The 24,687-nt window shown below is 54.0% G+C and carries 22 protein-coding genes and 3 pseudogenes; 14 read left to right on the top strand and 11 right to left on the bottom strand.

Annotated features, from left to right (window positions below; genetic code table 11):
• Positions 1–828 (top strand): hypothetical protein (locus tag ACYJ11_RS19785; RefSeq protein WP_461649136.1); only part of this gene is annotated, 828 nt, incomplete at its 5' end.
• Positions 829–1,430: 602 nt separating this feature from the next.
• Here ACYJ11_RS19785 and ACYJ11_RS19780 read toward each other — a convergent pair.
• The gene (locus tag ACYJ11_RS19780) at positions 1,431–1,679 is read right to left on the bottom strand and encodes a hypothetical protein (RefSeq protein ID WP_461649135.1); all 249 of its coding nucleotides are present in this window, start codon (positions 1,677–1,679) and stop codon (positions 1,431–1,433) included.
• A 165-nt stretch (positions 1,680–1,844) separates the two neighbouring features.
• On the opposite strand from ACYJ11_RS19780, the gene ACYJ11_RS19775 reads away from it, so the two are divergent.
• Both ACYJ11_RS19775 and ACYJ11_RS19770 read left to right on the top strand, forming a co-directional pair.
• Positions 1,845–3,521 (top strand): transposase, encoded by a 1,677-nt coding sequence (locus ACYJ11_RS19775; protein ID WP_461649134.1) that lies wholly within the window; start codon positions 1,845–1,847, stop codon positions 3,519–3,521.
• A 354-nt stretch (positions 3,522–3,875) separates the two neighbouring features.
• Positions 3,876–4,190, top strand: a pseudogene (locus ACYJ11_RS19770) (tyrosine-type recombinase/integrase); the annotation flags it as partial.
• A 30-nt stretch (positions 4,191–4,220) separates the two neighbouring features.
• Here ACYJ11_RS19770 and thiM read toward each other — a convergent pair.
• From thiM to ACYJ11_RS19750, 4 genes are all read right to left on the bottom strand, one after another.
• Positions 4,221–5,051, bottom strand: coding sequence for a hydroxyethylthiazole kinase (thiM, locus tag ACYJ11_RS19765; protein ID WP_461649133.1), 831 nt, complete (start codon positions 5,049–5,051; stop codon positions 4,221–4,223).
• A gap of 238 nt (positions 5,052–5,289) precedes the next feature.
• The gene (locus ACYJ11_RS19760; RefSeq protein WP_390182283.1) at positions 5,290–5,613 is read right to left on the bottom strand and encodes a DUF7521 family protein; all 324 of its coding nucleotides are present in this window, start codon (positions 5,611–5,613) and stop codon (positions 5,290–5,292) included.
• Positions 5,613–5,972, bottom strand: a complete 360-nt coding sequence (locus ACYJ11_RS19755; protein WP_461649132.1) for a helix-turn-helix domain-containing protein — start codon at positions 5,970–5,972, stop codon at positions 5,613–5,615. Before ACYJ11_RS19755 ends, ACYJ11_RS19760 begins: the two co-directional genes overlap by 1 nt.
• Positions 5,973–6,060: 88 nt before the next feature.
• Positions 6,061–7,056: a hypothetical protein gene (locus tag ACYJ11_RS19750; protein ID WP_461649131.1), complete on the bottom strand. Its 996-nt coding sequence runs from the start codon at positions 7,054–7,056 to the stop codon at positions 6,061–6,063.
• Positions 7,057–7,526: 470 nt separating this feature from the next.
• Between ACYJ11_RS19750 and ACYJ11_RS19745 the strand changes: the two genes are divergently transcribed.
• Positions 7,527–8,549 (top strand): tyrosine-type recombinase/integrase, encoded by a 1,023-nt coding sequence (locus ACYJ11_RS19745; RefSeq protein ID WP_461649130.1) that lies wholly within the window; start codon positions 7,527–7,529, stop codon positions 8,547–8,549.
• Positions 8,550–8,707: 158 nt separating this feature from the next.
• Here the strand turns inward: ACYJ11_RS19745 and ACYJ11_RS19740 are convergent, their stop codons facing one another.
• A complete protein-coding gene (locus tag ACYJ11_RS19740; RefSeq protein WP_461649139.1) occupies positions 8,708–8,923 on the bottom strand; it encodes a hypothetical protein in 216 nt (71 codons plus the stop codon).
• Here ACYJ11_RS19740 and ACYJ11_RS19735 point away from each other — a divergent pair.
• From ACYJ11_RS19735 to ACYJ11_RS19720, 4 genes are all read left to right on the top strand, one after another.
• Positions 8,922–12,626: a vWA domain-containing protein gene (locus ACYJ11_RS19735; RefSeq protein ID WP_461649138.1), complete on the top strand. Its 3,705-nt coding sequence runs from the start codon at positions 8,922–8,924 to the stop codon at positions 12,624–12,626. The genes ACYJ11_RS19740 and ACYJ11_RS19735 overlap by 2 nt on opposite strands.
• A gap of 290 nt (positions 12,627–12,916) precedes the next feature.
• Positions 12,917–13,744: a hypothetical protein gene (locus ACYJ11_RS19730; protein ID WP_461649129.1), complete on the top strand. Its 828-nt coding sequence runs from the start codon at positions 12,917–12,919 to the stop codon at positions 13,742–13,744.
• 275 nt (positions 13,745–14,019) lie between these two features.
• A complete protein-coding gene (locus ACYJ11_RS19725) occupies positions 14,020–14,850 on the top strand; it encodes an Imm49 family immunity protein (protein WP_461649128.1) in 831 nt (276 codons plus the stop codon).
• Positions 14,851–14,953: 103 nt separating this feature from the next.
• Positions 14,954–15,793, top strand: coding sequence for a hypothetical protein (locus ACYJ11_RS19720; RefSeq protein WP_461649127.1), 840 nt, complete (start codon positions 14,954–14,956; stop codon positions 15,791–15,793).
• A gap of 12 nt (positions 15,794–15,805) precedes the next feature.
• On the opposite strand, the pseudogene ACYJ11_RS19715 reads toward ACYJ11_RS19720, so the two are convergent.
• A pseudogene (locus ACYJ11_RS19715) lies at positions 15,806–15,928 on the bottom strand (N-6 DNA methylase); the annotation flags it as partial.
• A gap of 231 nt (positions 15,929–16,159) precedes the next feature.
• Here ACYJ11_RS19715 and ACYJ11_RS19710 point away from each other — a divergent pair.
• From ACYJ11_RS19710 to ACYJ11_RS19690, 5 genes and pseudogenes are all read left to right on the top strand, one after another.
• On the top strand, positions 16,160–16,414 hold the full coding sequence (locus tag ACYJ11_RS19710; protein ID WP_461649126.1) for a hypothetical protein: 255 nt from the start codon (positions 16,160–16,162) through the stop codon (positions 16,412–16,414).
• A gap of 246 nt (positions 16,415–16,660) precedes the next feature.
• Positions 16,661–17,038, top strand: coding sequence for a hypothetical protein (locus tag ACYJ11_RS19705; protein ID WP_461649125.1), 378 nt, complete (start codon positions 16,661–16,663; stop codon positions 17,036–17,038).
• A gap of 128 nt (positions 17,039–17,166) precedes the next feature.
• Positions 17,167–17,856: a hypothetical protein gene (locus ACYJ11_RS19700; RefSeq protein ID WP_461649124.1), complete on the top strand. Its 690-nt coding sequence runs from the start codon at positions 17,167–17,169 to the stop codon at positions 17,854–17,856.
• A gap of 242 nt (positions 17,857–18,098) precedes the next feature.
• Positions 18,099–18,407, top strand: a complete 309-nt coding sequence (locus tag ACYJ11_RS19695; RefSeq protein WP_461649123.1) for a hypothetical protein — start codon at positions 18,099–18,101, stop codon at positions 18,405–18,407.
• Between the two features lie 92 nt (positions 18,408–18,499).
• Positions 18,500–19,024, top strand: a pseudogene (locus ACYJ11_RS19690) (tyrosine-type recombinase/integrase); the annotation flags it as partial.
• Between the two features lie 78 nt (positions 19,025–19,102).
• On the opposite strand, the gene ACYJ11_RS19685 reads toward ACYJ11_RS19690, so the two are convergent.
• Both ACYJ11_RS19685 and ACYJ11_RS19680 read right to left on the bottom strand, forming a co-directional pair.
• On the bottom strand, positions 19,103–19,186 hold the full coding sequence (locus ACYJ11_RS19685) for a DUF7837 family putative zinc-binding protein (protein WP_461649137.1): 84 nt from the start codon (positions 19,184–19,186) through the stop codon (positions 19,103–19,105).
• Between the two features lie 321 nt (positions 19,187–19,507).
• A complete protein-coding gene (locus ACYJ11_RS19680; protein ID WP_461649122.1) occupies positions 19,508–20,032 on the bottom strand; it encodes a halocyanin domain-containing protein in 525 nt (174 codons plus the stop codon).
• A gap of 405 nt (positions 20,033–20,437) precedes the next feature.
• Here ACYJ11_RS19680 and ACYJ11_RS19675 point away from each other — a divergent pair, with 405 nt between their 5' ends.
• Positions 20,438–22,285, top strand: coding sequence for a hypothetical protein (locus ACYJ11_RS19675; protein ID WP_461649121.1), 1,848 nt, complete (start codon positions 20,438–20,440; stop codon positions 22,283–22,285).
• Here the strand turns inward: ACYJ11_RS19675 and ACYJ11_RS19670 are convergent.
• Positions 22,279–23,799: an aldehyde dehydrogenase family protein gene (locus ACYJ11_RS19670; RefSeq protein WP_461649120.1), complete on the bottom strand. Its 1,521-nt coding sequence runs from the start codon at positions 23,797–23,799 to the stop codon at positions 22,279–22,281. The genes ACYJ11_RS19675 and ACYJ11_RS19670 overlap by 7 nt on opposite strands.
• Positions 23,800–23,870: 71 nt before the next feature.
• Positions 23,871–24,467 carry a helix-turn-helix domain-containing protein gene (locus ACYJ11_RS19665; protein ID WP_188980956.1) on the bottom strand — a complete coding sequence of 199 codons (597 nt, stop codon included), beginning with the start codon at positions 24,465–24,467 and terminating at the stop codon, positions 23,871–23,873.
• Positions 24,468–24,687 lie beyond the last annotated feature (220 nt).

Below are 24,687 nucleotides of genomic sequence, written 5' to 3'. Positions count from 1 at the left end.
GCTTCCTCTACCCTCACAAATAAGTACCGTGAAAAGAAGGCCCGAATCCTGACCCATCTCGCTGTATTAGATGACCTTGATACTGCAACGGAAATATTTACTACTCGTGATGATAAGCGAAATGCTGCATATCCAAAACCAAACGGAGCCAGCACAAAGACGAAGAAGTTCCTTCGGGCACTTTTTGAGGCGGCGGTGAGTCTCGTCAAGAGTACCGCCACAAAAGTAGTCTCGGCAGCTCTTATGATCGCAGACTTGTTTGATGCAGTCTCCAGTTATTATGCCCGATCTAGGGAACGGATCGAATTCTTGTGGAGATATAACACTGAGAAATCAGACGTGGCACACCAAATCGCATGGACGGCTGAACATCCACCGAACGAGACCGCTAGAATGCAGATAGATGACTGGGTCGGTTCCTCAGTTCTGAATGGTTTCCGCGTCTCATTCAATAAAACCAAGGCAACGGCTTCATCAATTGGGAATACTGGTGCTGGATCCCGTCTTAGCCTTCCTTCACAATCGAAGAACGACCAGCAATATTCTCTAAAGGTAAATGAAGAAGGATCGGAGGATTCGGAACCATCTGCACTGAAACGGCCTTCTAAACTCACAGATGACCAGCTAGATAAGTTCGGATTTAAAAAGGTTTCTACTGGAACATTTCGAGATAGCTTTCCAGTCCGCGGAGAACAAGTTGATGAGGATAGCCAACAATGGATTGCTGACGAGTATCCAGTTAGTATAGGTGATCCTGATCAAAAGGTTGACTCTCTTTTATTATTACGACAACGGCTGAACCGTTTCTATGGTATGAGTAATTATTAACCGAAGGGGTACTTAATGGATTCACTGTACCCCTACGCACAATTTTAATCATGATTCACTCAAGACGCACTTTTATGTCACTCGCTGCAACAATTGGTGTAACTGGTATTTCAGGTTGTCTCGGAGACGACGACTTACGGGTCGTGGATTCATCAATCCAACCCCGTCAGGGGTCATGTAGCGGAGAAAATCAGGCCTCTGTGGAGATCGTTGACCAGACTGAGGTGACAATACAGGGAATTACACCTGCTACTTCCGCATGTAATAATATTAATACAATTGTTTATACATCGAGTAGCGGTGAGAGTGCTGGTGAAGTACACATTGAAATAAATAGTCAGGGGCAGTCAGGACAAGATTGTGATTCATGCGACGAGTTAACGTATATTCCGTACACAGCTTCGATCACGTTTTCGAGCGAAATCAGTTACCTCAAGATATTTCATGTTTGGCAAGAGCAGGAAGGAGGTCTCGAACTTATGATTAGTCGTACTGTGTGATGGTCTACACCCAATAGTCATTCATTTATCATTTTGTCCCACTGTGATGATCTTGGCTGAATTAACCGTTCAATCTGGGTGCGTATTGATGGGTGTGGACTGTTACCTTTTGACCTCAATACCTGTGTACAGTAGCCAGAGGAGAATCGGCCCGAATACGGGAATACCGAGGGCCAACAGGAACATTCCAACAGTCCACGCGGACGGGTGGTTGTCGTGCTGGTTCGCTTCCCGATACATCCCAACTGTCGGGACTCCTATGAGGAGAGTGCCCACTATGAGGAGGAGTACTAGCATTTCAATTCTCGCCTCATCGCGGAGCACTCCACTTAGTAAAAGTACCAATCTCATACTAACCAACGCTTCTTCAGTACGTCAAATCCTTCCGCATCTGAAAAATGTACATACTGTACTGACTACTGCCACTCATACTACTTGACGACATTGAGCGGCATATATGTTTTCTCTATTACCAGTTAGACGAATTTTTGGGCGTATCGTGACCAGCATTTTGCAGTGGTTGCGAGTTGTGATTCTCAACGCACTGTCTTTCGACGAGTCGCCCAGCAATCAATTGTTGAATGGCCAGCATATGATTCGACGCCACTCTACGACCAGAGTTCTCTCGCCGCCCTAGAGGAAGACATCCGGGCAGTTTCCTCCACATGGTTCGACCACGAGGCCCACGATTCCGTCGACGAGTTCGTGTCTCACTACCCAGTAGCGTATGTCCAGTTTCGGCCACACGACCGGTATTCTGGAGCAACCCGATACGAGATGGCGCAATTGTTCCGACTGTTTCTGCTCAAAGAAATTCACGGCTGGACTCATGAGACAGCACTCGTTACGTACCTCACCCACCATCCTGAACTCTGTGAGCAGTTGGGCTTGGAGACGGTCCCGGACCAGTCGACGCTATGGCGTACATGGAACGAACGGTTCACTGCAGAGCTTCGCGAGACAATTGAGGCAACTGCGCGGACGGTTCTGATCAAAGCCCAGAATGCGGGTGTTGCCGTTCCACGCGAACCAGAACGGACCTTCCCGTCAGAGGACGACGAAGCGGACAAATCAAACCCAGACGATCAAACCATCCTCAACGAAGCGGCATCGGTCACGAACCACATCAGCCGTATCGTCTTCCCATCTTTTTCACTGAATCGTGACGAGGGCTGTGAGATCCATGAGAACGCCTACTGGGACTTACAAACGTATCTCGGACTTCGGGAACGGTTGGCTGCTAACGAAGGAGCCCGCAGTTTCGTCTACGAATCAACCCGTGACCGGACACCGCTAGGTCACGCCCATCGCGAGCACATCCGCGACTTGTCGATTGAACAGATCCGGGAGATGTACCGGCAGGCTATGAATCGATTACTGGATGAAGTCGCAGAGACGGAGGAGTTCTTCCGGGCTGGGATCATCGCTATCGATATCACTGAGGCGGACCCATTCACAGGCGACAGAACCGGGCATGAAGACGAGATTATTGGGACAAAAGAAAAGACCGACCAGTACGCCTACCAGTGGGCGACAGTCCAACTGGTCGGGAACGCTGTCCCTATCGTACTGGATGCGCGACCAGTTCGGAAGGGCGAGAGTCGGAAAGAAATCGTCGAGGATCTGCTCAACTCTGCTGAGGAGTTGGTCCACATTGATAACGTGTTGATGGATCGTGAGTTCGACAGCCAGCACATTCTGGAGATGCTCAGCCAGCGAGGGCTGTCGTACGTCGTCCCAAAACGAATGCAGACCAGCGAGAAAGCCCAGGCAAAGCGATTACTTCACCGAGGTCAGGATCGGTACGAGACCGACCGAAATCTCCACCTCGGGAAGAACGAGTGGCACGAGACGACGCTGATCTACCGACGGAAAGAAGATGCTGAACACGACGATCACCGGCAGTACTCGGTGTTCATGACAAATACCAGCAGTGCCTATCTCACCGAGTATGGGTATCGCTGGGAAATCGAGAGTGGATACAAATCGATCAAGCGATTCATGGCTGCCACTACGTCGAAAGATTTCGGGCTGCGATTCTTTTATTTCGCGTTTGCGTGTCTCCTGTACTCGATTTGGCGTGCGGTGGATCTACTCGTGCAGGTGGAGTTGACCGGAGAGTACGAGCATCAACCGATTGTGACGGCAGATAACACGCTAACGTTGGTGAAGAAGGAAACCGGAATCGGGTAGAGAAGGACTCAATCAGGGGGTAACGCGGTATCTGAGTGGCTACACTCTTGAGAGTCTTCGAAATTCGGCAATATAGTTAGAAGTACAACAGGAATCAGTGAATGAGAGCTAATCTGGATCGGTTTTCGCTCGGCGATTCGTCCAAATACACGCATCACAGCCTCGCTAAACCCGCTGTAGTCTCAACTTCCCAATATATAAATTTGATATATCATTATATGATTTATAGATATCGTCTTATCCAATCGAAGCGCTACAGAGCCACTGAAACGGTGATATTCGTGTTTTGGAATTAGGTTTGTATTACAGCAGTAAGCACCACCAGTTTAACCCGGACCGCCGCTGTATGGGAGCATGGATCGGCTTCCGCCTGAGTACGACGCTACTCCCGAGGATGACACCCCTGAAGCAGCAATCGAGAAACGGCTGGTCGACATCGACTCCGGACGCTACCGGACAAGCGTCGCCAGCGTGCTACGGAAGTTCGCCGCGTTGGCATGGGTTCAGCATGGCATCACTGACCGAGGCGGTCGTCGACGATCTCTGGGCAGTACGCCCATGAACTGTCCCAGGCTGCCGATCAAGGCGATACCTCGGCGGAGATAGCGCGTCGGCACTTCCGTACGTCCAATCTTCCACACCTGGGCCGCCTACGAAGGGCTGATACCACGAACCCAGGAGTGACAAGCGAACCCATACTCATGCCTCAGTAGTCGAGAGAACTTCCTTGATTCGGCTCCTAGCGTCGTCAGTGTCGACGCCGGTGAGACCAGCGATGGCGTCTTTGAATGAGACATTGAAACTCGCTGGTCCATGGACCGTACCGAAGTCGCCGTTTGCGGCGGCTTCCCCAGCCAAACTGAATGCGGCGGTTCCGGCCAGTGCGGCGTGTGCGGTGTCGTCAATAGCCCCTGCAAACGTTGCGACTGTCGCTCCGAGCATACACCCTGTGCCGACGATAGTTCCCATCTTGGAGTGGCCGGCGCTGACTTCGTAGGCGACGTCCTCAGTCGCGACGATGTCTGTCTCGCCGGAGGCGACGACAACAGTGTTGAACGTTTGTGCAACGGCGACGGCCGTCGTCGCGATATCGGAGTATTCGCCGATGGACTCAACGCCCCGGACCTCAGCCTCATCGCCGACTAAGGCTGTGATCTCGCCGTAGTTGCCCTTGACTACCGCGGCATCGAGTTCTGTGACGAGACGCTCAGCGACTCGGTTCCGTGTCGGCGTCGCACCGACACCGACAGGATCGACGACAACCGGGACGCCATGATCGTTGGCAGACTCGCCGGCTTCAAGCATTGTCGCCTCGCCTGTCTCGCTGACAGTACCCATGTTCAGCAAGCAGGCCTGAGCACCAGCAACCATGTCCCCGACCTCTCGCTCGTCGTCCGACATCACTGGCAGGCCACCCCAGTGAAGGATAGTCTGTGCCACGTCGTTGACGGTGACATCGTTCGTGACGGCGTTGACCAACGGCGATTCTTCAGCGACCGTTTCCAGATCAGCGTCAAGTTCGACTGGCATACATTCGTAGAAACAGATGGTGCTACCTCATTCTTCGGTTGTACCGCAAGGTAATTGCCAGCCAACCACAGTATGGAGAACTCCTTGTGCTACTTTAGCTACACAGGTTCGCGTACGCGCACACCGATCCGACGGCTGTTTCATTGAGAAAATAGTCAAGACTAGGATTTCAACAGAACAAGATGGGTGACGATTCGTTCGGCTGTTGATGTTAATGGACAGAAATGAGATGATCAGGTTACTGTCTCGTCGCAATCCGCAGGGAGTAGGCAATACACAGCAACCCACTGAGCTGGACGACTCTGACAAGTAAACGGATAATATTCTGGAAGCGGATCGGAAAAATACGGAAGGCAAGCAGTCCCTGACCAACAACAGCAAGCGTGTACGCTAGCCCAAAGAGCAATATCATGCCGGTTGAGAGCCAGCGCATCGACCGTTCCTCGTTACGCTGGAGCCCACGATACGCCTGATAGCCGATGTACAATCCAAGTAGCGCTGTGGCCGCCGCCACGATGCCAGTAACCAGAGCGATTGGAGAGCCAAGTCCAACAATAGACATCAGAATTTTCCCCACATACGTGTTAGCTGGTCCGAAATGTCGTCACTACGGCGAGTGATGCCCCAGTTGAGCTCGCCATTGTGGATCGTGAGCTCGAATCGATCAAGTCGAGAGGCGTATACAGTTTCGTGGTGGCCGTCAGAACGTGGACGTGTCTGCTCACTTATGAGACCAGCGTCGGTCAGCCGATCAAGTCGCCGATAGATAGACGATGTGGAGACACCACACTTCTCACCGAGTTCGGTAGCCGACAGCGGTGTCTCGCTAGTCGCAGTCAGGATTGAACGGATATGTTCATCATCTAGCAGTCCGACAACGGTTGCGAGGTCTACATCGCTCGTTTCTGTGTTAGATGTCATCCAAGTTGTGTAGGCATCCAGCAGTCGAAGTGCAGTCAGTTTAGAATAAAGGCACTGTCGAACTCCGACCAGTGACCGCACAGTGACATCAGTCATCGTGCTCTCCATGCAAATCGACGTAGGTGAGCATGACAAAATGGACCCCACCCGTGGAATACACAAGCGAAATCCCTTGCGCGCGAGGATGTTTGCTTAGGTCAATATCAACTTCTGAGCCGGGTGAAACGGTTTCTGTATCCTTCCACAGCGGCCGTTTTTCTACTTCACCGGAGTCCGAACCGTTAACATCATAGTAGAGCCTGCTCGCAGGAACAGACTCCCCTGCCTCGTGACGGAAGCTAACAGTCTCTGTATCTGGGTCATGCGTCCCGCTCCACGTTACTTGCGGAAGCTCATATTCAGGGGCAAGCTCTGCTGTCGAATCGAGCGGGCTTTTCGCTTCGAGTGTCGCAAGGTTCTCGTCTATCTGGACATCGATTGTCGTGGGATTCTCAGTGAACAGTGTTCTTTCCTCAAGTGCCCCCTTGAGCTCCCGCTCCGTCGGTACGAAGTCTGATTTATACTGGTAGTGGATTACGTGATAGGCTGTATTGGCGTCGAATCTGTACGCATCTGCGACCATGGCCTTTTCATCTGTCGGGTCGCGGCTATCTGTGGCAATCCCAAGAAACGGATTCCCACCGGCCGCCGTCGTAAGCTGATTGAGTCCGGGATTTTCCTCGTGGTATCGAGGTCGTTTACCCGCATTAGCGTCGATAAGTGCCTCTATATGTGGTCTCTCGTGTCTCTGTCTGCTCGTCCAGACGATGGCACCGTCGCCGATAGCAACACGGCGTGGGATATCCATCCGGTCAAACACCCTGTAGTCTCGATACTCACCGGCGCGCTCGTAGCCGCTGTCGATGACAGTTTGTATAACGCTCTTTCGGTCAAACGCTGCCTCAATCACGGTTCCGAAAGCGGAATCAATGATTCGATCGTAATTCTTGAATCCGATTCCGAAGTAGTCTACATGACACTTTTGTCTCGCTTGTGCTGAAATAAACGTCTCCTGGGCGTCGGGTCGGGGGCTGGCTGGTTGCATGGCGCTAAACGAGTACTGATCTGCTGGTGGATCGAGGCTCTCCGGTGCGGGAAGCCATGTTCGGTATGTTGGATCTCCTGCAGAGGGGACGTCGACGCGACCATATGACCGAGCATCTCCCAAAGGTGGAAGGCTGGACAAACACCCAGAGGTCAGCGCGGACAGTGACGTTACGACTGCTGTACCGCCCATGGAAAGCACCTGACGGCGTGTTCTCTCGTTGGAGGACCGATGTCGGTTGGGGGACATACTGCAGTTGGACTTTCTCCCTCAGAACTATATAGGTCAACTCTGGGTCACGCGCAAGTGCAGATCACCACTGGGTTTTATATTTGATGAGACAAGCGCGGCGATCCACTCAACGCCTCAACCCCCCAAGCTAAGCAGGACTGTTCGTCCAGCGAGTATGTCCGTCTTTCTTGCCCAGTAAGCACCACCAATTTGACCAGCACCGCCGCTGTATGGGAAACATGGATCGGCTTCCGCCTGAGTACGACGCTACTCCCGGGGATGACGCCCTCGAAACAGCCATCGAAAAGCGACTGGTCGATATCGACTCCGGACGCTACCGAACAAACGTCGCGAGCGTCCTGCGAAAGTTCGCCGCGTGGGCACGGGACCATCACGCCATCACCAACCCAAAGGACATTGACGATGATCTCTGCAGGCAGTACGCTCGTGAGCTAGCCAGAGCCGACGACCGGGACAATATCTCGCCGGAAACAGCACGGCGGTACTTCGCATACGTCCGCTCGTTTCTCACCTGGGCCGTCTACGAGGGCCTGATTCCGGCGAACCCAGCCAAGACCAACCACGCCGAAGGCCCGCTTCCGACCGACGAGACCGAAACTGACCAGCAATACTGGACCACACGCGACCGCGAAGCAATTTGCGCGACTGCCACTGCTCGCGTCGACGAAGCCGGTGAACACGACGACGTTGATCGGGAAGCAGCCTACCGGGACCAAGCGCTCATCTTTCTACTCGCGTACTCCGGAGCCCGCAGCGCAGAACTCGTCGCTGTCTCTGATGATGAAGAACGGAACGGCCTGCGGTGGCGACACGTCAATCTTGATGCTGGCACGATGCAGGTGTTCGGCAAGAATCGAACCCGCGAGTCTGCGCCGATCCTCGACGATGCGCTTCGCCCACTTCGACGCTGGAAGCAACTGCGAGAACCCGACGAGAATGAAGCCGTGTTCCCCAGACTCGATAACGCGGCGAAACCAATGGACCCAACACCGTCGATCACAACCCAGTCTGCCCGAAACATCCTCGCTGACCTCTGTGAGTGGTCCGATTACGAGTTTGAGGAACCGCTGAAGCCACACGGCGCTCGCCGGGGGCTTGGACGGGAAATCTATCGCGAGAACCCGCAACTGGCTCAAGACGTACTCCGACACAAGTCCATCGAGACGACCCACGAAGGGTACGCTCAGGAGGCTGCAAAGCGAACGCGTGACGAAGCGAACGATATCATCGGCGGTGAGTAGGTTGCTGCTATCTCTTCAAAAGGGGTAGACAGTTGACACCTCAACTGAGCCAGCCAGCGAGGTGAGAACGTATCGTGTGTTCTGGAACCGCTTCTACAGCCGCCGGTAGATGATCTAACGTTACACTGCGTACAACGAGACGGGGCTCAAAATGAGAGTCAGGACCTCGCCGTGTTCACGTACGATCCTGAGGCGGGGATTTTCGTCCCGCTGAACTCCACTGTCGACGCTGCTAACAACACAGCAACTGCAGAAACAAGCCACTTCTCTACGTTCTCGGTCTTTGACATCAGCAACTGGGCGGCGACGTACAACGCAACCGAGCCAGTGCGACAAACGGACGACGATGGTGTCCAGCCCGTCGATGTCGTCATGCTGTTGGACGCGTCCGGGTCGATGAAAGGCGAAGACCCTGACCGACTGGCGAAGGATGCTGCACAGCGGTTCACGGGCAGTCTGTTAGAGACCGACCGTGCGGCGGTCATTGAATTTGACAACTTTGGTCGTGTCAAACAGCCGCTGACGAGTAACCACACAGCGGTCAACCGCTCGATACGGGATGTCGATTACGAGGGTGGTAACGGCGGGACGGACTTCGCATCGATTAGCGCAGCGAACGAACACTTTGCCGAACAGAGTAGTCCGGACCGCAGCAAGATTATAATCTTCCTGACGGACGGGAAATCAAAGTACTCCGATGGTGTGACCGAAGCCAAGCAAGCGGCCGAACAGAATATTACAATCTACCCGATCGGATTCGGCGGTGCGACGCGGGACCAACTCTCAGCCATCGCAAACGAGACCGGTGGTGAGGTCAACTTCGTCGATGATGCAGAAGGGCTCCCGACGGTGTTCTCGCGTGTTGCGAACACTACGACCAAGATCAACGATACCGACGGCGACGGCCTGAGTGACGAGATGGAACGCGAGGGGTTCATACTGGGTGGACCTGACGGGGCTCGCGTCACAACAGATCCAGGGACCACTGACACCGACGGCGACGGGCTCTCAGACAGTCGAGAAATCGGCCAGTACGCCGAAGTCAAGCATCGCGGCGAGACTGCCTCCTATTACAACCACGTTTCTAATCCGAGGCAGATCGACACCGACGGCGACAACCTGACCGATGCCGAAGAAGTCACAGGCTGGGAAGTTCAGCGGACACAGAGCGCAAACGCGTCAAAGGGATATTTGAACGTTTCTCGGCCCGATCCATCGAAACGATTGCTTAGGTCATACCTCCGTTCGTTGTACCGCGGTGAGGCTGCCTCATATCAAGATCCACTCACTCGTGGAACAGGTAGCGATTCTTCAAAAGCTCTCGCAATAGCGATCGCAGAAGAAACAGATATCGACGTTTCAACGCTCAATGAAACTGGCCATGGACCTTCACCGGATCGGTCGTACCTCACGAATACAACGGTCACATCTGATCCGTTACGGTCTGACACCGATCGTGATGGGCTTACAGACAACGTTGAGCACCTTCGAGGGACAGACCCCGACCGTGCTGACACTGATGGCGACGGCATCTCTGACCAAGCCGAGTTCACGAATGGAACGGCTCCAGTTCTGTTTGATCACCGTGCTCCAACAGTAACGATCGAAAGTATTCGGACAAGACGTGTAAAAGATACGACAAAAGTGGTCGTGAGACGACAGGGTACTACAAAAACAGTAAGCCTTGACAACTTCGAGGTAACTACTTCAAGGACTTCCGGGTCCATTATCGTTCCAAAATACCGGTACAGTGTCCGCTTACGTGCGCACGATCCGAGCGGTGTCTCCAAATTGGTAGTGGAACCGGATTGTCAGTATCTTGCTCGCCGCGCAGGCTCGAGTCTGAGCTCTCTCCCTCAGTCGGCGTGTCAGGTTGACGGAGAGACAATCCGGTTCGACAACGAGACAACGACTTCATACAGACGAGTCGAATTCACTGTTCGAACACCTGTTGACAAAGCTGGAGTGTTTGCCTTTCAGGAACTCGGTCAGTCGTTTGAATCCACGCCAGTAGCTGTGACAGCAGTTGATAGCAACGGGAACAGTCGATCTAGTGACTACACTTCTCCGGGAGCAATTCCCGAGTTAGCCGAGACAGTTGCTGACAATCCAGCTACTGGCGAGTTTACGGAAGATAAAGTGATCGAGGAGATAGCATATCGTAGTGGGGGAGTCTGGGGTGTCCGACAATCAGCCCTTGATATGTCATACTTCCTCTCACATCCATGGACGGCTGTCACTGGGCTCAAGGATATTGAGCGACTCCCTGACGCGGCTCTGAGAGCGCCCGAAACCCTCCCCTCTGCAGCCAGGAATCTTCAAGACCGGCAGAACCCGTTCGACCGGCAGACCGAGACAGAGAATTACAAGCTCTATGGTCAGAGCTGGTTAGTGGGATACGGCACTGGCATCGCTGGCTCTGAGCTCACTATTGGCCTTGCAACCGGTGGTGGCTCAACGGTCTCGAAAGCCGCAAAATTGCGAAAGGTAACTGATACACTTGGTGATGCTGGAAGGGCAGCGAGAGGCTGGACATTCCATCGATCAGTCAAGATGGCCTCGACTATTTCGAAAGGCTCTGATATCGGACCAACAGGAGCGCGGCGAGCACTCGGACGGGTGGTGATACCCGAGCGAGTCCGCCACGCACAGCGGCTGAATTCACCACGGTGGACACGGGTAATCGAATCGCTGCCAGAGCGCACTTCGGGCCTATCACGAACCGAACGAGTCAGTCGCACCATGCGCCGGACTGGCGACGACGGTCGCCAACTGATGCTAGACTTGCACAACTCGGGCAACCAGCAGGCTCTAGAGACGTTCATCGACATGGACGATACGCCGGGGTCACAGCGGGCACTGGTCCGGGCGTATCGCGAGAACCCCGACGTTTCGAAACAGGATGTCGGCGAAGCGTTGGGGCGGTACCACGAATTAGATGCCGATAGCCAAGCTGACTTCAAAGAGGTAGTTGACCGTACCGGGAGCGACGCGGTTGAATTCGCGGCCCGGTCGGACTCAGATACGTTCGACGCTGTCTTTGGAGCGTGTGGACGGCGGTCGCTATCCCTCGGCAGCGCCGGAGGGCTCCGGTCTGATCGGTATCACTCGGTTGCAGGACCGTCGACAGCCCTCATCCAGAGTGGTGACGGCTGTCTGCCTGACGATGTCGAAAATGAGTTCCAGGCCGCAGTCGTCGACATCGACAGGGACGATGTCAACGTCGGGGCGGCTCGGGAGGCCATCAGCGACCTTGACCGCAATGCACAGGACGCGGCGACCGATCTGATTGATAGAGAGGGTGCAGACGGTGTGAGGCTCATCAACGACGCTGACTCCTTAGTCGATGACTTAGGACTGGACAACAGTGATGCGGGCAACCTCGTTGAGGCATATAAGGTTTCGTCACAAGTATCTGAGGGCCCAATCACTGATGCCCGCGAGCTTCAGGGTGTGCTTGACGAGTTGGAAAGTCGTGACGGCTTCGATGACCTCGATGATGTCGTCAAAAGTGCCTCACGTCAAGAATCCGGATTCAAAGGCCCAGCGGGCGAAGGGTATGTAGGCAAAGCCCTTGATGACCGGGACGGCATCGATGCGGGTAACGGTGATATCGAATTCGAACAAGAGATTACCTCAGCCGATATCGAAAAAGAGCATACAGCACGCATTGCTAGCCTAGTCGAGCGTAACAGGAAATTCAAGGACGTCAGCAGTTCGGGTAGTGACGTTGATATAGACTCGAATACTGATGTTGAAGTGAACGGCCAGACCCTTGACGGTCCGGCAATCGAATCAAAGAACTTGGCTCCAAGTAATGACAAGTTTGTTCGAGAAATCGAGTGGACCAAACTACAAAAGAAACTACGAACGCACGCCGTTGCAGGGGAAGACGAAATCATCGTGATGATGGATCAAGATTATATAAATGTCGAAGCCAATCGGATCGGCGGTAGCGGCTCCTCACGTGAAATCCTGGGTGATGCTCTCGAAAGCGACATCGAAAACACGCTCTCTAACGAACTAGGGATCGAGAAAGACGTGACCGTTGAAGTAACTAGCTACAGTGATCTCTAAACATGGTAAGTAGCCTCTTGACCGTCCATACATCAGATAAAGAAGAAGATATAATTCAAACTGGTCTCGACGCCGCGGAGCGTGTCGGGATCGACGTGTCCAGAACGAGGCAATCGGGCAGCGAAGAGTGGCCCAGTTTCGCTGGGAAGTACGGCGCAGAGGATATAAGCTTCAAGTTCGATATCTCAGCGGACCATGAGCCATATGAGCGGGTATTATGTGCCTCTCTAGGGGAAGTTCTTCCGTCACGAAAGTGGTCTGACGGGGATGCCTACGCGGAGTTCGTCGATGTGGTTATACACCTCGCCTGTGAACTGGCTGCTGCCTACGATGCGGAGTACGTTCCGCTATGCACGTCGAACACGTACACTGACATCGCACCGACGGGTATGCCGTTCGCTGACTACATAGATCAAGTACCACAACTGGCCGTTTACTCCGAGTCGTTACTCTCGGAGCTAGGCGGCTTCGACGCATTGTACGATGGAAAGCCGTGGCGGTACGCGGAACTCGACAGTGGACACGTCTTCGCGATGACTGCAGACGGTCCCTGGGAGAACTCCGAGTTCACTGACTCGGAGCGGCGAGACTTACAGCGTGGAGACACTGAAACTGATAGCGGTTTCGCGGACCCGTTTACCGCCCTTGACGCGGGCGAGTACGGGACCGATGCAGTCATCGCCAAAGACGATATCGCCCCGGAGTTCACCAACGAGGCGCTGACACTGGAGCGGGTGTATCGGGACGAGTCGGACAACCTCCGTCGTGTCGAGGATGATTCGTTCGTCCGGCGGCTCATCGACGACGGCAACGTGCTGGGCGAGCTACCGGACGGTGTCGACCCGGACGACGAGCGGCTTTCGGCGCTCATCGAGGGGTCGATTCCACCAGCGTTCGTCTGGCTGGACGACCCTGAGAGCGAGACGGTCGTCTCGAAGACGCTGGCGCTGGATATCGAGACCAGCAAGTTCGAACTGCTGGTGAGCCTGGCACAGACCGCCCATTCGGCGGATTTCTCCGATGACTTGATGACAACTATCGAGGGGATACTGGACAAACTGGCCGAAATGGATGATCAAGACGGAATCGACCAGTACATTCAGGTGAAGCTTCTGTGACAGCAGTGTCCTTTCAGCTCACTCGTAACAAATACTGAGCGACCGGGACGTTCGCCCCGACGCCGACGTCCCGGCCGAGCAGATGCGTGCGAAACTCGACGACATGTCTGGCTCACGTCGTCAGCGCACCACCGAGCAATTCGGCCGACAACCGTGGTGGCGACACGGTATCGACGGATAGCGCTAAGTTCCCGCAAGATCCGAATACATACATGAATGAACTGTTCACGCAGGTCCGTTACCTGAAGCTTGGTGATGGTGGTGGGAGCTAACCAATGGTAACACAGAACAAACTCCGGGACCGAAGTGATGAAAAAAAGAGCGACGTTGAGAACTCATACTGGGCGATAGACAACAACCGGGAGCACGGAAAGCCCTACACCACAGCACTGAGGGCCCTCTCTCACGAGGCGAGAGAGATCGTGTCCTGCGAGTTGCTGCTGGGGAACGTGACCGAAGCGCGCGAGTGGGCGGCCCGCCTTGCACTGGCGAACCGCTCGTTCATCCACCAGATAGAGACACGGACTGACGAGATTTCCAAGTCAACACTGGGTACCGGAGGTTCGCGAGCAATGTGGGGAATCTTCGGGGCCGTGTTAGCTGGTGACGAGCGGTTGATTGCGACGCTGGCTGCTCAAATGCACTCGTTTGAGTTTATCGATCGCTACACCGATCCAGAGGAATTCTACTGGTGTGGGAGCTTTCTGGCAGCGCTGCTGGCTGACGAACCAGCGGACGCCAAGCACGCTCGCAACGAATTTGAGCAGGTGCTGGATGACCCAGGTGACCACTGGCGTGGCACACGGGATGTCCAGATCGGACTCATCGAGCGTGACTCGGACCGAGTTACCAACGGTATCGAACGGATACTCAAGCACCACAGGGAGCATGTCGAAGATATGCCACGCTGGCGGGAACTGCTTTCACTCTCAGCATCTGTGTACGTGCTTGTGGCGCGAGACTACGGGCTCGAAATCGATATTGAGAGCGAGTACCTGCCTGACGCTATCCGAGAGTACAGTCTCGATGAGCGGATCTCGCTTCCCCAACCAGACTATCTGAAAGACCTCCTTCGGGTCCCGGCTGGGTCCCCCTCAGCGGAGTAGTATACATGCGCGAACTTTTGAACGAAAAATCATGCTTGGAAACTTTCGAGAGTGGTTCTCCAACTGACAATTTAGTACGTCGCCGTTCGTCACGCCAAACCGGATGATACAGACAGAGTTGGCAGGCACCATGACTGCGGAGAAGGAAGAGGACGAGGGCTATCTAGACCTTACTGGTGGCGCACAGTGCCTTGTTCTTGCCAAAGAGGTATTGCCGACACGCGGTCAGTATGAAGGGGCTTGGTTTCGTGTTACGCTGACGGTAACTGACGAGCGACAAGGCATTGAATCGCAACTCAACCCGACCATATCCATGCACGAGTTTCGTGGTCGAGCAGATGCTGACTTGAAGGCGATTAGATTTTTTGACGGGGATAGTATCCAAGGATACATCGGCTTCCATCAATTCTCTGACGAGTCGGCAGCTCTATCCTCAGACTGGGACCCAACGGACTGCTACGTTACAATCCAGATTGCGTACGACCCTGGACTTACCTGTAAGCGGACCTCATTGTTGAAGTCAGGTCGCTCACCAGACCCTGCCCTCGGATACATTACTGAATTGCCCCAGCTTGATCTTCAAGTAGACTACCGTGGTCAGATTGTCGGCACAGAGACTGAGCAACGTTTCCACAAGGCCATCGAGTGTTGTTTGCCAGTTTCAAACTCCGCTCTCATTATCCTTGACCCGGATTCAGAGGGGACGCCGAACCCAAGTTACGAGTATGAGTCGGGGCGCAATCTATTGGCTGTTAAGCCGACTGGGGAAGTAGATTGGACAGTCGGTCAAGTGACTGATTCACACGACAACGTCTACATTCATACAGATCTCTGGCGGGTTTCCAACAGGGTGTTCAGTAAGCTCCACTCGACAGGTGACGAGCCCAATATAATCGCTGAACTTGATCCTGAAACCGGCGAAGTCATCACGGCCGGTATTTGAGTCGATTGGCACGCGGTTCCGGCCGACAACCAGTAGTGTCCGACCGCTCCCACAGGCCGGGTCAAGAACCGTCTGCCGATCATCAGTATCATCTTCAGCTATAACGCCGGCAATTTCAGCCATCGTCTCGCAGACCTGTGCTAATTTCTATCAAATCAAAGTGAGGAGGCCCCTCTCCCAATTGGGTGGATAGCTGTTTGAGGAATTCAATGGACGGAAGAAAAACTACTTTTACCGGGTAAACTCAGGCTCGCAGGACTCAGAGCTGAAAGCTGCCGACCTTTTCGAGAACACCGGCCTGAAAAGCCGTCGGGCGCTGAACGATCTCGCTGAGACCGATCAAGACGCCGCCGACTGCTGTTGCGTATGGACGACGCCGCCACCCATCGGCGGTTTGCGCGGGCCTACGACAGCGGCGAGGTCGACAGTGGCGAACTGGCGACAGCACTCAATCGGTACGATGGTCTCGACAACGGCGGCAAGGACTACCTAAGCAACAATAAGACGGTGATATCGAAGTTGAGACAGGGCAGGATGCACCGACGGACCCCCCATTGGGCATCAAAAAATTCAGAACAGAGCAAAATCACGCTCGTAGATTCACGTCGTGTGACGCCATAAGGAACACGCTCAGTATCGCTATTTCCGGAATGCTGTCTAACGTAGTATTTAACCAGACTATTTAATATCAATCGAGTTGATTAATGAAATATGCGCGAGCTCCTCAATGAAGAAACATATATTGTGCGGTTCGAAGGGATATCTGACGGGTACCGGGCAGAATTCAAACATCCGGAAATGTTAGAGAAAAAGAGCGAGGATGTCGCCCCATACGAGTTTTGCGACGTTCACTACACATTGTTACCGATGAAGGGGCGCCATCACAGCTCTCTGTATTCGATCCGGCTCAGGCTGAGTGCAGAGCCGACTGACACACCAGACGAAATCGGCGATACCGTCTCCAGTGCTGTGCTTAATCTTGAAACTCTTGACGAGGACAAGCATATACTTGTTCGCGGCTGGGACGACGAAGAGAACCTCCTCGTCAGGGACCTCCATTTTTCCTCATGGTGGGACGGCCACGACGCCTCCGAATACGAGTATCTGACCATCGAACTCGAATATCTCCACCAGACACGGAGCGAACCCGATCCAGACCCGGAATATATCGAGGACTGCCGACAGTCGTTCCAGAAACAGATCGACCGCTTCGACGGGATTGCTGTCGACGATACTGCGTTCTAGCAACGGCCGTTCCACGTCGCGACAATACTCAGTGCCATTGGCACTAATAACAGCGAGTTCCTCGGTCCAAGAGGAGATCTAGATACGCCTATTCACTCAGATGACCATGGAGGTTCTATCCACCGCACATGACTGGTATTGATAAAACGGAAGACGATAGCGACAATGTTAGTAGTCAGTTGTCTTCAGCCTATGGAGAGTACAGCCGAGTCGCACGTCAATCCCGAGAATTAGACGCGCTTGAAACAGCTGGCTCTTTTTATGTGGCAGCGGCGCGGATTGGAATGGCAGAGTCGCTTCGGTTGCCCGATGAAAATCGCCAACCGGATGCGTCGACTGCAAATAAATTATTTTTTGCACAGGCAGTGAGAGAATTCCTTCTTGGTAGCCTCTGTTTCCGGTTAGCTGAGTGTGACGACCGATGCCGGCGTCACTGTGAACAAGGAGTTGCTATCATGGCCGATGCCAGAGATGCTCTTTATAACGATCCCGCTGAGATTGGATTGAGCCACGAGATTATCGGTGACTTCCGACTCGTGGCTGGTTTTGACAACTATCAAGAATCTTATTCCCTCGCCGCCGACCAATATGCGACTATCGACAACGATCTTGGATGGCAGATGGAGGACGGATTCGATGACTTTTCACTCATCGCCATCGAGTTGGCTGATTCCGCTGGATTAGCTCCCAAGGACGATGACCGGCAGCGTATTAGACGGACATCGCTTGATGCACGAATTAAATTCAAACAGGAGCAATACCCTGAGATAATTGATGCTATTATTGATTTGGGAAATTGGCAGTCTGACATAATTTAATAGCAGTTTGACGCTTGCTGGCCAACGAAACGTGAATATCAACTGAAATTGACCTTCGGTAAATATAGGCGACCAGCCACACCCTCCGATCCAATGCCCGATCCGCCCACATGATACACTGTAATTGCACTGCGGTTAGTTACGATTGGTCAGATGTTTCGAATCCTGACGACATTGTCCTACTGATTGAACTGGATCGGACGACGCATGAACTGTATCCGTCTCTCCGAGAACTTGTCTTATTGTATGATGTCGTTGCAACCGGCCGTGAAACTGGTTTTACAATCGGGACGGCAGATTATGTGTCTATATCCATACCGGAGCCAGATCTGGTCACTGTAGAGCTACCTCCGATTCAGTTTACAACGAAACAGCCTGAGTTCAAGTCTGAACTGAGAGGGGTTCTTGAGACCGCATTTACCATTAAAGATGAGCGCAGCACTGCAGAAGAGCGCAAGCATGGGCTGGCGACTATTCAGAGCTATGTAGATGCCCACAACGGTTCAACCGTTGTTGCAGACCTCTATCAGGTAGTTCAAAGCGAATCATAGCATATTTGTTTTTACTGTATTGAGCAGCTGGACGAATACTTGACTGTGTCCTCGCTACCATTCTTCCGTGGCTCCGACACCTGAGTCTCGCCGCACTCGTCTTCTTGCTCGCCTACTCCGAGCCCCTAGTGCGGAACTCGTCGCCGTCTCTGACGATGAGGAACGGAGCGGCCTGCGGTGGCGTCACGTTAACCTCGATGCTGGCACGATGCAGGTGCTCGGAAAGAATCGCACTCGTGAGTCTGCGCCGATCCTTGACGATGCACTTCGCCCACTCCGGCGCTAGAAGCAACTCCGAGAGCCTGACGAGGATGAGGCAGTGTTCCCCAGACTCGATAACGCGGCCAAAGCTATGGACCCGACGCCATCGATCACAACCCAGTCAGCCCGTAACATCCCTGCCGATCTCTGTGAGTGGTCTAAGTATGACTTCGAGGAACCGCTGAAACCACACGGGGGTTCGCCGTGGCCTCGGGCGAGAAATCTATCGCGAGAATCCACAGCTGGCTCAAGACATACTGCGGCACAAGTCTATCGAGACAACACACGAAGGCTACACACAAGAGGCTGCAAAGCGAACCCGTGACGAAGCGAACGACATCATCTCCGGCGAGTAGACTAGCCAACTCAGATATCTAAAATCGCCATGCTATTAGGTATCACAATCAGGAGGATACGCAGGACGAACATCAGGACTACTCCGGCGCAACGACGTCTCCGCACATGGGACACTCTGCCCAGATACCATCTGTACCGTCGGCCTCGATGGATGCGACCACGTCCTCCCCTCTATCGTCGTCGATATCAGAGACCACGACGTTCGCACCTTCGCTGGCGAGGCGCTCGGCTTTGCACGTCCAATTCCTGATCCGCCTCCGGTGATGAGCGCTGTCTCGTCGGTAAATCGGTCCATAGGTGAACCTCCGCCAGACCTAAGCAGTCAATATAAATATAGGTATGTTCTGATATTCTGATTCCGCTGAATTTGCACGCTTACCGAGTAGTTGTTTCGGGCGAACAACTCATTCACTGGAATGGCCCCGTCACGGTCTGAAGCGCCAGTGTCGACGTCCTTGGGTCGCCCTCAGGGAGAGTAGGGTCTACTCGACGACGATGGCGCCTTTCATTCCGACTCCTTCGTGGGGAACACAAACGTATAGGACCATCTCGGGTTCCTCGAGGGTCTGTGTGTACGTTTCGCCAGTCGACGACTTCTGCTCGCTCTCAAAGTCGGCACCGTGCCGTGTCTCGACGTTGTGCACGCCACCCTGACCGGTCCACTCCCATGTGACCGTCGTGCCGGAGTCGATACGGATTGCTGCTGGGTTGAAGCCGTAGTACGCTCCATTTGCCTCGACACCGACGTCGACCGTGACGGACCCGGTGCCAGTCTCATCGGTGATCCCGTCGTAGTTGTCAGTCTGAGAGAGGAACTCATCGATGGACGGAGCATCGTTCGACTCAGCGTGCGTATCGGCGGATGTTGGCTCCGGCGACGCTGTATCATCACTGGCTTCGTCCGTGTTGCTACTCGTCGAGCTATCGCCCCTACAACCGGCAATAGTACCAGCAACTGTGATCCCCACGGTCCGAAGCAGTGTTCGTCGGTTGTATGGACCTGTCATTGTCAACAGTGTGCACAAACGAGAGTATCCCAATATAGGTTATGGTAAGTGAATTATACTCTGAGAAGATATTGGCCCTCTGTATTAGAGTGTGAACTTGATTTTTCGAGATTTTTGCCACTATGTAGCGTACTTGTCGACAAAATCTAGTTTCAGACAGTCGTATCTTCGCCCGAGTAGCGAGATCACCCTCTGAAACTGAGGCCGCATGCCAAGATTAGGGATACTGGCGGCAAAAAGAGCCGTAAGATCCTGTCTGTCTGGTCAACACTAGCATGAGAGCGGAGGTATTAGTATCACCCCAATATATAAGTGACAGCTAATACCATAATGTGCTAGACTATGACAGGCGAAGAACTCCATGATAAAATTAGACAGGCGAGCCGCCGGAAATTTATTTCCGCGATGAGTGTCGTAACGGGTGTCTCACTCGCTGGGTGTAGCTTGAGCGATGACGGTAACGACGGCACGCCCACGGAGGCATCGGTATCAAGCCAGACCACGGACGATACCGATGATGAACCCTCCAAGCCGCCTGAACCAGATGATCGGATCAGGTCCGCGCGGCGAATCGGTCCCCGCGACGTGAGTGACTTCGGGTTCGAGGACTTGTGGGCATACCGGAAGCGCCAGGCTGTCGAGGCGCTCGTCTCCGACCCACGGGTCAACGACGTTGCCAGCGACTGGGTCGCGTCCTTCGAGGCGTACGATCCCTTGACCAACCGGCTAGATGCCGTTAGCGTGCAAGGAACCACGGGGATGACCGTCAACGGGGGTCCCGACGACACGCCGTTTGAGGTAACTGCAAAGAACCGACAGGTTGCTTACGGACTCGTCCATCGGGTAACCGACGAACTTGTCGCCCTGAAAATCAACGAACCGACCGATGTGACCTGGACCAGAGGCGACTGGGACGAGACCCAGCGGTCGCGCCACGAGAAGATGCTGGAGAAAGAGGAAATCTGGCAACATCTCGAAGGGAAGGAGTGGTACCCGATGGTCAAGGCCGCCGAAATAATCACCAGCTACGGCGACTACGCCCACGGTGAAGTCTCCAACCTTGCGTACTTCGTGATGGACGAGGGTGAGCTCAAGGTTGTCAGCGGCTTCATGGACGTAACTGGCGAGGAAGCCGAGTTGCTTGACGTTCACATAGTAAACGACTTCGCTGAGCACCCGGCATACAGGATAGCCCAGAACACCGGGACCGTAGGCGAATCTGTGTTGGGCGAAGTTCCGGAACCGCCGATGATGCAACGGCCACAGATTACGGCCCCCAACGGTTACCACCGCATCGAAGAGCCGCCGAACGAGTTCGAACAGAACGGCTGGTCGATCAACTGGAGCGGACCTCGGACGGTAGGTGCGGAGGTGAGCGCGGACTTTAACGGCAAGCCGGTTTTCTCGTTGACCGCGCCGTTCAGTACCTCAACCTGTTATGACATGCCCAAGCGCAACGGTCGAAATACCCGTGAGTGGATGTTCCCGGACAATGAACCGACCATCAGCGGTGAACTCCTCTACTGGGACATCCACAGCCTCAGCCTTGGGGGCCCCGGAATCCTCGGAAAGACCGAGTATCCCTCGACGCAGAGCCGTCCGGGTGGATTCAACATTCGCACCCACTATCACACTGGAGCCGTCCAGAACGCTCGTGACTTCCACTCCGGCCACCGCTTCGCACCATACAACTACTACATCAACTACCAGTTCTACGAGGACGGCGTCTTCATGCCGGTGTTCCAACGGCATGGCCCTGGCTACGTTAACGAGTTCTACGAGTACCGGGAGCGCGAAAACGACGGCCCGGCGCAGTACTATCTAGAAAACTGGTTGACCAAACCGACGCCCGGAACCACAGACGGTGTCGAAACGAAACTCTTCGACGGCAATGAGTGGCAGATCCCCGAAAGCGAGTTCTACCTCGACAGTAACGATGTAAGTGAAGAGCACTTACTCCGGTTTACGAACCCAGACGGACCGGAGACTATTGACATCCCGCTGGATAACCTGAAGGAAGTCGTGGTTGTCCAGCCTAAAGAGGATGAAATCGGGGAGGCGTTGCGCGTTATCGACGACGTGCAGGCAGAACTTGGCTTCTACCACCCCGCGCAGTACGTCGACGACGAACCGATCCAAGATGAGGAAGTCCTCTTCTGGCTTCTGATGGAGGCCCCAACTGACGAAGTTCCACACGCCTCGGGTATTACGACCTACACGCAGATGGGCGAATTCAACCTCAGCGGCTACTGATTTTCGCCCAGATCCATCGTTATCGATTTCGTCTGGGTGTACTCCCAGAGTGTCTCCATCGCACCTTCTCGGCCGATGCCAGATTGTTTGTAGCCACCGAATGGCTGGCCGGCAGGCAGACGATTGAACGTGTTGACCCAGATGTTGCCGGCCTTGATGTCCGCTGCGATGCGGTGAGCAAAGGAAAGGTCATCAGTCACCACACCGGCAGCCAGGCCATAATCGACGTTGTTCGCGCGTGCGACCATCTCGTCGTAGTCGTCCCATTCGAGCAGAACCTCGACGGGTCCGAAAATCTCCTGTGTCGCGACTGTGTTGTCGGCATCGATGTCAGCGATGACGGTCGGTTCGACGAAACACCCCTCGGCTAGGATTCCCTCTTCAGCGGTTCCGCCGCCCCGAAGAATGTCCGCATCGGAATCTCTTGCCAGGCCGATGTAATGGAGTGTCTTCTCGACTTCCGTACGGCTGACCTGTGGACCGATATCGGTGGCCTCGTTGAGCGGGTCACCCATCCGGAGCTGTCCGATGGCATCGAGAAACGCGTCAACGAACTCGTCCGCGCTGCTTTCATGGACGAACAGCCGAGTCCCAGCACTACAGCACTCGCCACTGTTGAAGAACATCGCATCGACAGCTATCTCCGCTGCGTCAGTCGGGGCTGCGTCTGGTGCGACGATGAGCGGACTCTTGCCGCCCAGTTCGAGTGTGATATCACTAATCGTGTTCGCGGCGGCTTTCATCACGCCTTGTCCCACTTCGGTCGATCCGGTGAAGGCTACCTTCGGGACCCGTTCGTGAGATACCAGGGGCGCACCGGTCGCCGGGCCGGACCCCGTGACAACGTTGACCACGCCATCGGGTAATATGTCATCGACTTCGCGCATGTACGTCAGCAGGGAGGCAGGGGTCTGCTCGGCTGGTTTAAGTACAACCGTATTGCCGGCGGCAAGTGCCGGCGCGAGTTTCCAGATGGCCAGTAACAGCGGGAAGTTCCACGGCACGATCTGTCCAACGACACCGTACGGTTCTCGGCGTGTCTGAACGTGCAACTCACCGTTCGGGACGGTTTTGCCTTCGATATTTCGGGCAGCGCCGGCGAAATATCGGAGATGATCGACGGCGAGTTCGATATCTTCACGGGCCTCTGTAATCGGCTTTCCGTTGTCTAGAACCTCGAGACGTGCAAAGTCCTCTGCACGCGCCTCGAGTCGGTCGGCCAGCATATGTAGTACCTGCTGTCGCTCCGCCGGCGTGGCCCCTGCCCACCGCTGTTCGTAAGCCTCCCAAGCAGCGTTGACCGCCCGGTCAATGTTCTCTTTGGTTCCCTCGTAGACCCGCACGAGCGCTTCACCCGTGGTCGGATTGATCGATTCAAACGTGTTGTCGCCGCTTCCAGTAATCCACTCGCCACCGACAAAGTGTTTGAGCGGCCCCGACGGGAGCAACGAATCAGCAAGTGCTGCGTGCCGGTCTTTAATTCGCGCGGAATCTGTCTCTGTATGTGATGCCATTCTAATCCCGCTGACACATGAGATACAGTGGTGTCCTTACACACACTCGGTAAGCAACCAGAATAAGCGTTTCACTGGTTTACCGAGACTCGGTCAGTCTCTTCCTGCTCGCTAGGGTCCTGCTCTACATCCCCAAGATACTCCTCACCTCCCATGTCACGTAGCAAGTCATTAAAGATGGCTGCCGCCGTTTCGAATTTGTGGACTGCCGGGAGCGCCGTCTTGTCGATCTGCGCGATGAAGTCACCGAATTCCTTAACGAAGTCGTGACGCCACGCCTCACTCTGCTCTGGTGAGGCAAACTGTGCGACGAACTGCCACTCGTGGTAGTCGTCAGCGCTGGCGAAGAATATTACGTGTGGGTCGTCAAGCAACCGCTTGTAGCACCTCTCCCAGTTCTCATCAAAATTCGAATAATGAAAAGCAACCTGAAAAAGGTAGTACTCGAAGATGTTCTGGTTCGGGATTGCACGCATCGAAAACACATCCTCGTCGCGCATCTCATTTAGAATTTCGTTCACTCGATTGTGTGAAAGTGAGATATCAAACTCCTCTTCTAAGATATCTCGAAGTTTACTGGCAGACTTCTCGGGATATTTAACCCTCGCCTTAAGTATAGCCACATCGCGGGGTGAAAGATCGAACTCGAAATCGTTCCCGTTGATCATTGTATTATGTTATCTCTTTTTACGGTCGGCAATCGCAATAAATGTTCTCCAACTATGCTATATGCAGAATTATCCGAATATTAAACCATCTGATTCCCGCCAAATATCGGTGAGAAGTCATTTAACGACGTTTTCCGACTTTCAATGTAAACTAAAATACCATATGTCGTCATGGGCGCGATAATTATACAATACACCCAGTGAGATCATAATATGATAG

It is taken from the genome of Haloarcula sp. H-GB5 (assembly GCF_054850705.1).
The sequence above is the reverse complement of the archived record's forward strand: the minus strand, read 5'-3'. Positions and strand labels throughout refer to the sequence as shown.